This window comes from Candidatus Pelagadaptatus aseana, from assembly GCF_040362265.1.
Lineage (GTDB): Bacteria > Pseudomonadota > Gammaproteobacteria > Pseudomonadales > Cellvibrionaceae > Pelagadaptatus > Pelagadaptatus aseana.
The window spans coordinates 177748-189761 of the sequence record NZ_BAABNJ010000001.1; the positions used below are offsets into that span (position 1 = coordinate 177748).

The following is a 12014-nucleotide window of genomic DNA, read 5'->3' on the forward strand; positions in this document are numbered from 1 at the left end:
ACGTAACCGGATAACCGATATAATGTAGGGCTTTAACGATAAATCAGGAATTCACGTGACATCCAAGGCATCACATTCTCAGGGCTTACTGCTGTTTAAACTGCACAACGGCCACCCATTTGCACTGGGCACACTGAAAATCAGGGAACTGGTTCCCTATCAACCGGTGACGTCGATGATCAATTCCCCTGCGGGCGTGGTTGGCGCGGTCAATATCCGGGGCCAGACCCTGCCGATTCTGGATATGGCCGCCATCATTGGTTACGGCGCAATACCCGAAGATCGACTCAAGGATTCCTATATTCTGGTTACCGATTGTCAGCGCAAGACCGTGGGCTTTCTGGTGGATGGCATTGAGCGCATTGTCGATGCCGACTGGAAACACATTCAATCCCCACCCAAAAGCCTGGGCGGTCAGGTGTTTATCACCGGCACCACCGAAGTCAATGGTGAGATCATTCAACTGATGGACGTGGAGTTGCTGTTGAGCATGGTGTATTCCGGTGACACCAATCATCTGGATGTGGCCATCACCGACATCGAAAGGGAAAAGCTCAAGCCCCTCAAGATTCTGGTGGTGGATGATTCCGTGACCGCCCGCAAACAACTGACCGATGTCCTCAGCCACCTCAACATCCCCTTCGAGGTCACCGACAACGGCAGTCATGCACTGGAAATCATGCGCGAAAAAGCCAAGTGGGGAGAACCCATCGATCTGTTAGTGAGCGACATTGAAATGCCCGGTCTGGATGGCTACGAGCTGACCTTCGAAGTGCGCAACGATACGACTTTAAAAGACGCCTACATTATTCTGCACACATCGCTGTCGAGCGAAATCAGCGTGGGACAGGCCCATCAGGTGGGCGCCAATGAGGCCCTGGAAAAGTTCGACGCCCGCAATCTGATTGACGCCATGCTGGTGGGTGCCGACAGCCTGAACAAATAGCCGACAGCCTGAACAAATAAATGAGTCAGCAAATAGCCAGGCTCAACTGGATCCACTCGAGCGAAATTGTCCCGGCGCCATACCGGACCAGCGCTTGAAAGCCTGGCGAAAACTGCGCACATCACTGTAACTGAGGGCCTTGGCTACCGCCTCAAGACTCATGGTTTCGTCCTGAAGAAATTCCCGGGCCAGACCATAGCGATGATCATCGAGCAGGTGCTGGAAATTGCAGCCCAGAGCCGTCAACCGGCGACGCAGGGTTCTGGATGACATACTGAAGTGAGACGCAACCGCCTCAATGGAAGGTAGCTGCTCACAACTGTTCAAATAGCCGTTTACCGCCCCCAGTAAATCCTGCTCCTGAGCCAACTGCCGCAAGTGTTTTCTGCAAAGGGCTTCGAGCAGCGCCAGATGCTCCGGGTCGGCGTAGGGCAAAGGTCGCTGAACCAAGGCCGCCGCAAACTCGACACGATTGGCACCGGCCCGCTCTGCCACATCACAACAGACTGCCCCTTCGAAGTAATGCAGGACTTCAATAAAGACAGGCGTTGCGAATGCCAGTGCCTGAAAGGTCACCCGATCAACCAGAATGTCTTCCAACAGGGTGTGCAATGCCGCAAAACTGCTCTCCACCTCAAACTGCTGCGTTGTTTCATCCACCGGCGTGGGTAACAGGGTCAGTGCATAACCACCATGGTCCAGAGCTTGAAGTGATACCTGCATTTGCCAACTGAACAAGCCGACAAAGCGGGTAAACAATCGCAGTGCGTCCAGCACCGTCTGACTACTGAGCATCGCCTGCCCCAGTAACCCCCACTGACTCAAGCCCATCGAACGACCATGATGAAAGGCGAACAGCGGGTCGCGATTGAGATTGGCTATGCGGATATATACGGCCAGTTCCTGCTCCACCGTGACGCAACGGGTCGGGTCTTCAAGAAATTGCTGATCAACACCGGTACCCTGCAACACCGTTTCAACAGCCACCCCCTGCTCCCGCTGCAAACGCAGCAACAGCTTTTGTAACTCAAAGCTGTGCCAGGAAGGCGTGGAGTACTGCAACACATTCTGTTTCAACGCTCACTCTCGTCACTGTCCGAAATTATCCCCCATTGTCCGTTTTTCCCCCTGAATTTGCCACCACAGATTGTTTAAGCTGATGGCCACCGCCTTCGGGCACAAACCAATACTGACTATGACCCCAAAATACGACGCCATTGTCATTGGTGCAGGCCACAACGGCCTGACCAATGCCGCCTATCTGGCCAAGGCCGGATTGAACGTTCTGGTACTGGAAAAAAACGATTACATCGGTGGCGCTGCAGTCAGCCGCGAATTGCACCCGGGCTGGATTTACTCCAATTGCTCTTACGTTTGCACCCTGTTGCGCCAGTCCATTCATCGCGACCTCAACCTCAGTAAATACGGGCTGATGATTGTGCCTTACGGCAGCACCACCTTCCTTGGTGCCAATGGCAGTTATCTGGCCGAATACACCAACGAGGCCATGACCTATCGCGACATCAAGCGCCACTCGCCACGGGATGCCGATGCCTACGTCCGCTACCACCGGGATCTGATGCGCTACTGCAAACTGATCCGCTACTTTCTGCTGCGCACGCCCCCCGACCCGACCTCATTCAAACCCCGCGACATCAAAGAAATGATTTACATGGGTCGCAAGTTTCTGGATATGGGCGAAGAAACCATCTACGAATTTATCCGGTTTCTGACCATGAGTGCGGCCGATTTCCTCGACGAATATTTTGAGAGCGACTTGCTGAAGGCCGGATTGGCTTCAGCCAGCATCATCGGTACCGCTCTGGGAGTCTATTCACCGGGCACCGCTTACGTTTTGCTGCACCATGTCATGGGTGATGTGGATGGTAGCGTTGGCACCTGGGGGCTGGCCCGCGGCGGCATGGGGGCTATTTCCAACGCCATTGCCGGCGCCCTGCAGGACTTTGGTGGCAAGATAAAAACAAACGCCGAAGTGGCACAACTGCTGGTGCGCAATAACAGGACCTATGGCGTAACACTGACCAACGGCGATGAAATCCACGCCGACATTGTGGTTTCCAACCTCGACCCCAAGCGCACCTTCACCAAAATTGTCGACGCCAAAGACATTCCCGCCAAGCTGCGCAAAAAAGCGGAAAACTTTAAAATTCGCGGCTCTTCAGGAAAGCTCAATTTTGCCCTTACCGGCCGTCCCACCTTTCCGGCCCTGCCCCAGAACAGCGAACTGACCAAAGGGTCGCTGCAGTTTGTTGAATCACTTGAAGCCATGGAGCGCGGTTACGACGACTGGAAAAATAAACGCTGGTCACGCAAACCCTTTGTCGAGCTGACCCAGTCATCCATCTGGGATCCGACTCTGGCGGCCCCGGGCCATTACTTTGTCTCCACGTTTGTCCAGTACTGCCCGGCGGACGTTGAGGGCGGCTGGGATCAGAACAAAAAAGACGCCTTTGCCAAAAGCGTGATCGACACCATCGCGGAACATAGCCCGGACTTTGAAGACCTGATCGCCCACGTTGAAGTGCGCACCCCGGCCGAGCTGGAAAGCGAAGTGGGCCTTACCGAAGGCAATATTTTTCAGGGAGAACTGACCATCGACCAACTGCTGTTTAATCGCCCCTTCCCCGGTTACGCCCAGTACCGTGGCCCGATTCAGGGCATGTACCTGTGCGGTTCGGCTACACACCCGGGGGGCGGCGTCTCCTCGGCTTGTGGTGCCAACTCCGCGCGGGAAATCCTGCTCGATTTAAAACGCAGCAAAGTCAACGGCGCCGCCGTAGTGCCAGAGGAATTTGTCGATGACTGATATTTCAGCTAGCCATGACGTCATTATTATCGGTGCCGGCCACAATGGTCTGGTGTGCGCCAATTATCTGGCCCGTGCCGGCAAGCGGGTACTGGTACTCGAAGCGGCAGCACAAACCGGAGGGCTTGCAGCCAGCCGCCAACTCGATGGCGGCTTTCAGTGCGCCGTACCTCACAGCCTGCCGCAGCTGCAGAAGAAACTGGTTGATGATCTCAAACTCACCGATTTCGGCTTCCGCCTACCCGATACCACACTGCCCACCGTTGCCCTGAACCCCGACGGCAAGCACATCACCATCACCGCAGATCAACTGTGCGGCGCATCCGATGCAGACACTCTGGCCTACGGTGAATTCACCCGATTGCTGAATCGCTTTGCCAAAGCCATTGAGCCCTTCTGGTATAAGAGCCCGCCCCGTATTGGTTCGGGCAACTGGGCCGACACCCTGTCACTGGGCCAGTTTGGCTTGAATCTGAGATTGCTGGGCAAGCAAGATATGGCCGAATTTATGCGCATGATTGCTCTGCCGGCTCAGGACCTGACCGATGAGTTTTTTGACAGCGACCTGCTCAAGGCCGCCCTCAGCTGGGATTTTGTGATCGGCAATAAACTCGCACCCCGCTCACCCAACAATGCGGTACTGAATCAACTACTGAAACTCTCCGGCGATCTGGCTGGCAACAATCGCTATCACACCGGCGCGGTCACCCTCTTTCCCGGCGGTGCCAATTCGTTGATTCGGGCCATGGAGCAATCGGCACAAGCCGCCGGCGCAGAGATCTTGTGCAACGCCAGCGTAAAACGTGTTCTGATGCAGGATCAAACCGCTGTCGGCGTCGAACTGGACGATGGCCGAACCTATAAGGCCCATCATATTGTCTCCAATGCCGACCCCAAAACCAGCTTCTTCAAACTGCTTGGCGCGCGACATCTGCCCATCCAGTTTGCGCATCGAATTCGTCGCAACCGCAATCGTGGCATGGTGGGCAAACTGCATTTGGGGTTAAAAAACCTGCCCCATTTCAACCAGCTCAACAACGCCAATGGCCGTTTGTTGATCGCCCCCAGTCGCGAGTATATAGAGAGCGCTTTTGATCAGGCCAAATACGGCGAGGTCAGTGATCAGCTGGCCATGGAAATTGTGATCCCAACCCTGCAGGACCCGTCTCTGGCACCCACCGGACACCACCTGCTGTCGGCTCACGTGCAATATCTGCCCTATGACATCAAGGGTGGCTGGGAAGAGCACAAGCCCCGGGTACTGGAATCGTTACTCAATACCTTGCAGCAATACGCACCCACCATTCGGGAATCGATTGTCAGCGCCGAATTGCTCACCCCCAAAGACCTTGAACAGGAGTATCGGGTGGATGGCGGCCACTGGCATCACGGCGAATTCTGTATTGACCAATGGTGGGTCAATCGCCCCACCTATGGCGCGTCCCAATACACTACACCGGTGACCGGGTTTTACCTCTGCGGGGCTGGTTCTCACCCCGGCGGCGGCATTATGGGCGCGGCCGGGCACAACTGCGCGCAGCAGATATTGAACACCGGCAAAGGGGCAGCAACACCATGAACGTGAAAACCACCCACACGACGCCAGGCCTGTTGAAATCCCCATTTTATCCGCGCTTGGCGCCATTCAATGAAGCAGAGCAATGGGGTGACTGGAACGGTTACGCCAACGCCCTGTTTTACAAAGACGCCTACACCGAATATTTCACCACCCGCAACAGCTGTGGGGTTTACGACGTCAGTCCCATGTGCAAATACCGTATCCGGGGCGATGATGCCGAAGCCATGCTCAACCGCATGGTGACCCGGGACGTCAGCAAGCAGGGGATTAACAAAGTCGCCTACAACGTCTGGTGCGATGATCGCGGCAAGGTGATCGATGACGGCACTATATTCAGATTTGCCCAGAATGACTTTATTTTGATGTGCGCCGAACCGGCACTGGACTGGTTAATGCTTGCCTGTGAAGGCTTTACCGCCATCAGCGTCCATGAAGAGACCGAGGAGATCGCCGGACTGGCCCTGCAGGGCCCGACCTCCTGTGCGCTACTGAAAGCCCTGCAGCTGGCTGGAGTGGAAAATCTCACCCCCTTCGAGATTGGCCAGTTTGCCTTCCCGGCTGATAACCCCGTCACCCAACTGACCATTTCCCGCACCGGCTTCACCGGCGATCTGGGTTACGAACTCTGGATTGCTCCGGAGCACGCGCTGCTGCTGTGGGATCAACTGTTCGCCCGCGGCGAGCCCTACGGCTTGCACCCCTATGGCGAAGAGTCGCTGGATATGGCCCGCATCGAAGCCGGCTTTATTCTGCCCGAGGTGGAATTTCACGGCGCCCTGCACACGGTTAACCTCGATCACGATCACTCGCCATTCGAGCTGAGTCTGGACTGGATGGTTAACCTGAAAAAGCCCCACTTCAATGGTCGCGAAGCACTGATCAAAGAAAAGCAGCAGGGCTCCCCCTGGCGCCTGCTCAAGCTCGACATTCCCGGCGAAAAAGTGGCGGAGAACGCCATCCTCTACGCAGAGAAAATCTGTAAAACGGAAATTGGTTACGTAACTTCGGCACTCAATTCACCAGTAACCAAAGCCAATATTGCTCTGGCGATGGTCAAAGGCAGTCACATCGACAAGGACATTTTCGCCGAGATTTATTATCAGAAGGAGCTGCGCTGGAACCGCAAGGTGCGCAAATGCACCGTGCAGCAGAAACCCTTCTGGTGGCCAGATCGGGGACGGGCAACACCACCGGCGGATTACTGAAGCAGGCTGGAGCAAACAGGCTGCAATAACAGGGCGTCGGCGGCGTGGATGCCGACACCCTGCGATCTGGATCAGAAGTTGTAAGTCAGGCCCAGATTGTAGCGATCGCTGTCGTTTTCAATATCAAAACTGGCGGGCAGCAGAGTGGCATCCACCTCAACGTCGTCGCTGTTCCACTGGGTGTAATTGAACTGCACGTGCCACTGATCGGTGATGGCGTAGCTCAGGCCCAGCACGATCTGGTAAACCGTAACGGTATCGTCGTCATCGATAATGACCGTATTCGACGGGCTGTAGTCCACATCCACATCACTGGTCCCGAATCCCAAACCCACAAACGGGGTGACCGGCCAACCCAGATCGAAATCGTAATAGGCGCTCACCATCCAGGTATCGGATTCGATACTGCCCTGACCATCGGACACCAAAGCGCCGGTGGTAATACCCAAATCCGTTGCCCCGGTAATCAAAATGGCGGCGTCCACACCATCGAGAGCCAGACCCGCCGCATTCACGCCAGCGTGGGAATCCACATCGGTGCTGGAACTTACGTAGGCCAATTCAAGGCGCCACTGACCAAAGCGCTTGCCAAACGCGAGGGAGTAATTATCACCTTGGTCAAATTCTGTCTCCCAACCAACAGGAGAACCTGCCGGTATCAAGGCAGGACCGATTGGCACGGTGGTATCTGTACCGGTAGTAAAATCAGAAGTAAATGTGCCATCGTTACTGGAATCGTCCTGCTCGACAATCCCGTAGCCCAGAGACACGTAGTAGCCACTCATACCGTGACCATCGGCCTGCGCCATTGTTGAAAATGCCATGGCCGCCAGAGCCATACCCAGTGTACCGCCTTTCTTATAATTCATGATTGATACCCTTAAGTGAGGAAGACAAACTGCTGTTGCAGTGCCCCCTTTACGAAAGAGCGATCAAAAATGGATCAAATCGAACAATTAATAAAAACAAAGAAGTGTTAACGGCCTTCCCAGTCCTCAAAAATTCTCCCGTAAGCACTGCCCTCGAACTGCAGTTTTAACTCACGGTAATTGCGCAATTCCTGTTCCGGGCTGAGTGTCGCGATTTTCTTCAGTGCCGGCTGCACCCGATCAGGCACGGTGACACCCAGAAACCGAAACAGACGCGCCATGCAGCCGCTGAAGTCGGATTCAATAGCTTCATAATCGATAACCAAACGCCGTTGCGATGCCAGCCTGGCCAGCGCCGGGTGGCGATATTGAAACCGATCCGCCAAGCGCACGAATTCATCGGCCGTTATCACAAAGGTTACCGCAGCCTCTGGCGCCTTATTGGTGTGCCAGCACCGAGTCATACTGGCCCGGACAAACGAACAGATCACCGGCAACAAGTGACGGCGCCGGGTTTCGATAAACTTGACCTGTTGGTCTGCCACAAGACAATCCCAGACATCGCTGTTGCTGCCCCGCGTGGCCTGATCAGACAGCAACTTAAAACCCAGCGCCCGCTGCAGTGTCGGCTGCCCGAACAAGGCTTTGAGATAAGCTGCCGCCGGCATCTGCGGGGGGCAGCATTTGATGCCCTGCCCCGGGGGCGGATCCAGCTTCCATCCGGCCCCCAGAGTCCTGCGGGCAGCTTCTCCCGCCCTGACCTTGATATTGTGATGAAACAGCTCGCCATAAAACAGCACATCGGGATGATGCAACAGCGCGCCCGACAACACCGTGGTTCCCGTTCGGGGCATCCCGGTAAGGACAAATTTCTGCATGGGGCACTTCCTTGCTTGCCTGATTCCAATCTTCCAAGAATAGGCCAGACAGACTGGCGAGAGCGGGCGCTTCCCGATAAAATTGCTTCTTTTGCAAGAACACCGGACAGAGATCGCAATGGGAAGAGCCTACCAAAACCGCAAAGAATCCATGGCCAAAACCTCGGATGCCAAAGCCAAGGTCTACAGCAAATACGGCCGTGAAATTTACGTCTGTGCCAAAAATGGCGGCGTTGAACCCGAGGGCAATCTGGCCCTGCGCGGCATGATTGAACGCGCCAAGAAAGATCAGGTACCCGGTCACGTCATCGAGAAGGCCCTCAACAAGGCCAAAGGTGGCGGCGGCGAAGACTACTCTCCGGCGGTTTACGAAGGCTTTGGTCCCGGCAACTGCATGGCCATTATCGAGTGCCTGACCGACAACCCCAACCGCACCTTTGGCGATGTGCGTCAGGCCTTTACCAAGACCAAAACCAAAATCGGCACCCAGGGCAGCGTCAGCCACATGTTTGAGCACAGCGCCATTTTTGTCTTCAAGCACGACGACGAAGAGGCGGTACTGGAAGCGCTGATGATGGAAGACGTGGACGTATCCGACATCGAAAGCGACGACGGCATGATCACCGTATTTGCCCCCCACACCGACTTTTTCAAAGCCAAGCAGGCCCTGAACAACGAGTTTGGCGAGATTGATTTTGAAGTGGCGGAAATCCAGTACGTACCGCAAACCACCATGGCAATGCCGGAAGAAGCGCAACCCATGTTTGAGAAGTTTCTGGATATGCTCAACGACCTCGATGACGTCCAGAACGTTTATCACAACGTTGAGCAGTAATCGCCTAAAGCCGTCAATTCGCTGGTCATCCTGACGAACACGAAGCTCCTGTTAGCTTGTCATCCTGACGAGCACCGCGAGGAAGGATCTCTGCAATAACTCATGAAATTCCAGAGATCCCTCGGCGCTTCGCTTCTCGGGATGACTGAGTCAGCTAAGCGCTTCAGGATGACAGGGCTATGCGCCTTGCAATGATGGCGCCTGCTCAGGCAAACGCAGTGAAATCACCGCCGCCACGGCCACCAAACCACTGGAAATAAGCAGGCAGGCCTCCAGTCCATAGACCTGATAAACCCAGCCCGACAGCACCGTTCCCAGCAACCGCCCCATGGCATTGGCCATATAGTAAAACCCCACATCCAGTGACACGCCATCGCGATCGGCGTACTGCACAATCAAGAAGCTGTGCAGGGATGAATTCACCGCGAACACAAAACCGAATACCAGTAATCCCGCCAGTAAGGCCTGCTGCGCCTGCAACTCCCAGTAACAGGCCAGAGCGATGGCCAGTGGAACCAGCGCCAGCGCAGCAGCCCAGATGACCGCCTGATGGCGCCCCGGCGTTCGCCCCTGCTGGCCGGCACCGGTGAGGGCGGGGGCTATGCCCTGCACCACCCCATAGGCCATGACCCAGATGGCCAGAAAACTGCCTACGGTCCAGTGATCCCAACCCAACTGAGAGGCCATAAACACCGGCAGCGCCACCACAAACCAGACGTCTCTGGCTCCGAACAGGCACATGCGCGCCGCCGAGAGATAATTGATGGGGCCGCTCTTGGACAACATCTCGGTGAATTTTGGTTTGGATGTGGCCTTGCCCAAATCTTCAGTCAGAGTACAAACACTGAACAACCACACCAGCGCCAGACCAATCAGCATGGCCAGTACCGCACCACGAAAGCCCAGCAGTGTCAGCAACAAACCACCCAGAAAGAAACCGACCCCTTTCAGGGTATTTTTTGATCCGGTCAGCACCGCCACCCATTGATACAACTTGCTATCGGCGCCTTCCGGCACCAGCGCCTTGATGGAACTCTTGGCGCTCATCTTATTGAGATCCTTGGCAATGCCCGACAGGGCCTGAGCCGCCATCACCCAGGGTACGATCAGCAAAGACGGAGGCACCAGCAACATGGCCAGAGCCAGCACCTGCAGGAACAAGCCGATGTTCATGGTTTTGTTGAGTCCGATACGGGCACCCAGCCAGCCGCCTACCAGATTGGTGACAACGCCAAAGAATTCGTAAAACAAAAACAGCATGGCAATCTGCAGTGGGCTGTAACCCAGATCGTGAAAGTGCAGCACCACCAGCATCCGCAATGCGCCATCGGTCAGGGTAAACGCCCAGTAGTTACCGGTAACAATCAGATACTGACGGATGGCGGGGGAAAGTTGAGCAAACATAATCAATCAAACATCGGAGCCCGCTTCAAACGGGCGCCTGTAAACACGAATAGCCGGTAAATTAACCCACCCGTTGCACCAGTTCGGCGGTGCGATTGGCGTAGCCCCACTCATTGTCATACCACAGGTAGAGCTTCACCTGAGTGCCATTGACCACCATGGTCGACAGGGCATCGACGATGCTGGAGCGTGGATCGGTGCGGTAATCCACCGACACCAGTGGTCGCTCTTCATACCCCAGAATGTCTTTCAACTCATTTTCCGAGGCGGTTTTCAACAGCTGATTGACTTCCTCTTCCGTGGTCGCGCGGGACACCTCGAAGACGCAGTCAGTCAGAGAGGCATTCGCCAGTGGAATACGCACCGCATGGCCATTCAAGCGCCCCTTCAGTTCCGGGAAGATATGGGTGATGGCGGTAGCCGATCCGGTGGTGGTGGGAATCAGGCTTTCCCCGCAGGCACGGGCGCGACGCAAATCCTTATGGGGGGCATCCAGAATGGTCTGGGTGTTGGTGATATCGTGAATCGTGGTCATGGAACCGTGAACGATCCCCAGATTTTCATGGATCACCTTCACCGCCGGCGCCAGACAATTGGTGGTGCAGGAAGCCGCCGTCACAATCGGATGCTGCTCCGGATCGTACAGATGATCGTTGACGCCCAGCACCACATTGAGCACGCCCTCTTCTTTGACCGGTGCGGTGACGACAACCCGCTTCACGCCCTGATCGAGATAGCCTTGCAACAGCGCCTTGGTTTTCATCTTGCCGGAGGCTTCAATCACCAGATCGCAGCCCGACCAATCGCTGTCGGCAATGGCTTTATTCTGGGTGCAGATAATCTTCTGGCCGGCAATCACCATGTCAGCCCCGCTGGCTTCTGCCTGATTTTTCCAGCGCCCGTGTACCGAATCAAAATTCAACAGGTGCGCCATGGTCACCGCATCGGCGGCCGGGTCATTGATCTGCACAAACTCAATGTTCGGATTGTCGTAAGCCGCTCGAAAAGTCAGGCGGCCCATGCGGCCAAAACCATTGATACCTACTTTAATTGCCATTGCCTTAACTCCTGCTCAATTAACAACAATTGCTGAGACGCTCGGGCCGATTGCCCATATCCTGCAATCGCCCGGTCGCTTCGGCCACAAATGCGGCATTGGCCAAGGCCGCGTCATAAATGGTTTTGCGGCACCACTCCGGCAGCTCCGGGTTAATGCGATAAAACACCCACTGCCCCTGACGCCGATCACGCAGCAGACCACCGTTGCGCAACTGCGCAAGATGTCTGGAAATCTTGGGCTGAATATCGTCGATGGCCTCGACCAACTCACAAACACACAACTCCTGCTCGCGTTCAATCAACAACAAACTGCGCAGACGAGTCTCATCCGCAAGACATTTAAAAAACTGAACCGGATCCATAGGGGCGCTCACAACCAAATAATAATATATATGATATTTCATATGTACTA

The 12014-nt window shown here is 55.3% G+C and carries 11 protein-coding genes; 5 read left to right on the forward strand and 6 right to left on the reverse strand.

The features are described from left to right. Positions 1-55: 55 nt before the first annotated feature. Positions 56-946, forward strand: a complete 891-nt coding sequence (locus tag ACPXV9_RS00840) for a chemotaxis protein (RefSeq protein WP_423893776.1) — start codon at positions 56-58, stop codon at positions 944-946. A gap of 42 nt (positions 947-988) precedes the next feature. Here the strand turns inward: ACPXV9_RS00840 and ACPXV9_RS00845 are convergent, their stop codons facing one another. Continuing rightward, positions 989-2023, reverse strand: coding sequence for an AraC family transcriptional regulator ligand-binding domain-containing protein (locus ACPXV9_RS00845; RefSeq protein WP_423893777.1), 1035 nt, complete (start codon positions 2021-2023; stop codon positions 989-991). 118 nt (positions 2024-2141) lie between these two features. On the opposite strand from ACPXV9_RS00845, the gene ACPXV9_RS00850 reads away from it, so the two are divergent. The 3 genes from ACPXV9_RS00850 to ACPXV9_RS00860 are packed head-to-tail and all read left to right on the forward strand — an operon-like array spanning position 2142 to position 6557. Then, a complete protein-coding gene (locus tag ACPXV9_RS00850; RefSeq protein ID WP_423893778.1) occupies positions 2142-3773 on the forward strand; it encodes a phytoene desaturase family protein in 1632 nt (543 codons plus the stop codon). Further along, complete coding sequence (locus ACPXV9_RS00855) at positions 3766-5352, forward strand: phytoene desaturase family protein (protein WP_423893779.1); 1587 nt, start codon at positions 3766-3768, stop codon at positions 5350-5352. The genes ACPXV9_RS00850 and ACPXV9_RS00855 overlap by 8 nt, the downstream gene beginning before the upstream one ends. After that, the gene (locus ACPXV9_RS00860) at positions 5349-6557 is read left to right on the forward strand and encodes an aminomethyltransferase family protein (protein ID WP_423893780.1); all 1209 of its coding nucleotides are present in this window, start codon (positions 5349-5351) and stop codon (positions 6555-6557) included. Before ACPXV9_RS00855 ends, ACPXV9_RS00860 begins: the two co-directional genes overlap by 4 nt. A gap of 71 nt (positions 6558-6628) precedes the next feature. Here ACPXV9_RS00860 and ACPXV9_RS00865 read toward each other — a convergent pair whose 3' ends face one another. Further along, positions 6629-7426, reverse strand: a complete 798-nt coding sequence (locus ACPXV9_RS00865) for an outer membrane protein (RefSeq protein ID WP_423893781.1) — start codon at positions 7424-7426, stop codon at positions 6629-6631. 107 nt (positions 7427-7533) lie between these two features. Then, positions 7534-8304, reverse strand: coding sequence for a hypothetical protein (locus tag ACPXV9_RS00870; protein ID WP_423893782.1), 771 nt, complete (start codon positions 8302-8304; stop codon positions 7534-7536). 118 nt (positions 8305-8422) lie between these two features. On the opposite strand from ACPXV9_RS00870, the gene ACPXV9_RS00875 reads away from it, so the two are divergent. Next, positions 8423-9139, forward strand: coding sequence for a YebC/PmpR family DNA-binding transcriptional regulator (locus ACPXV9_RS00875; RefSeq protein WP_423893783.1), 717 nt, complete (start codon positions 8423-8425; stop codon positions 9137-9139). Between the two features lie 177 nt (positions 9140-9316). On the opposite strand, the gene arsJ is transcribed toward ACPXV9_RS00875, so the two are convergent. From arsJ to ACPXV9_RS00890, 3 genes are all read right to left on the reverse strand, one after another. Next, positions 9317-10543 carry an organoarsenical effux MFS transporter ArsJ gene (gene arsJ / locus ACPXV9_RS00880; RefSeq protein ID WP_423893784.1) on the reverse strand — a complete coding sequence of 409 codons (1227 nt, stop codon included), beginning with the start codon at positions 10541-10543 and terminating at the stop codon, positions 9317-9319. A gap of 61 nt (positions 10544-10604) precedes the next feature. Continuing rightward, the gene (locus tag ACPXV9_RS00885) at positions 10605-11600 is read right to left on the reverse strand and encodes an ArsJ-associated glyceraldehyde-3-phosphate dehydrogenase (protein WP_423893785.1); all 996 of its coding nucleotides are present in this window, start codon (positions 11598-11600) and stop codon (positions 10605-10607) included. Positions 11601-11619: 19 nt separating this feature from the next. Beyond that, positions 11620-11964 carry a metalloregulator ArsR/SmtB family transcription factor gene (locus ACPXV9_RS00890; RefSeq protein WP_423893786.1) on the reverse strand — a complete coding sequence of 115 codons (345 nt, stop codon included), beginning with the start codon at positions 11962-11964 and terminating at the stop codon, positions 11620-11622. Positions 11965-12014 lie beyond the last annotated feature (50 nt).

Bases quoted from the DNA above. Each gene is read 5' to 3' on its own strand.
- ACPXV9_RS00850 (WP_423893778.1), top strand. From the start codon at position 2,142: ATGACCCCAAAATACGACGCCATTGTCATTGGTGCAGGCCACAACGGC.
- ACPXV9_RS00855 (WP_423893779.1), top strand. From the start codon at position 3,766: ATGACTGATATTTCAGCTAGCCATGACGTCATTATTATCGGTGCCGGC.
- ACPXV9_RS00860 (WP_423893780.1), top strand. From the start codon at position 5,349: ATGAACGTGAAAACCACCCACACGACGCCAGGCCTGTTGAAATCCCCA.
- ACPXV9_RS00865 (WP_423893781.1), bottom strand. From the start codon at position 7,426: ATGAATTATAAGAAAGGCGGTACACTGGGTATGGCTCTGGCGGCCATG.
- ACPXV9_RS00870 (WP_423893782.1), bottom strand. From the start codon at position 8,304: ATGCAGAAATTTGTCCTTACCGGGATGCCCCGAACGGGAACCACGGTG.
- ACPXV9_RS00875 (WP_423893783.1), top strand. From the start codon at position 8,423: ATGGGAAGAGCCTACCAAAACCGCAAAGAATCCATGGCCAAAACCTCG.
- arsJ (WP_423893784.1), bottom strand. From the start codon at position 10,543: ATGTTTGCTCAACTTTCCCCCGCCATCCGTCAGTATCTGATTGTTACC.
- ACPXV9_RS00885 (WP_423893785.1), bottom strand. From the start codon at position 11,600: ATGGCAATTAAAGTAGGTATCAATGGTTTTGGCCGCATGGGCCGCCTG.
- ACPXV9_RS00890 (WP_423893786.1), bottom strand. From the start codon at position 11,964: ATGGATCCGGTTCAGTTTTTTAAATGTCTTGCGGATGAGACTCGTCTG.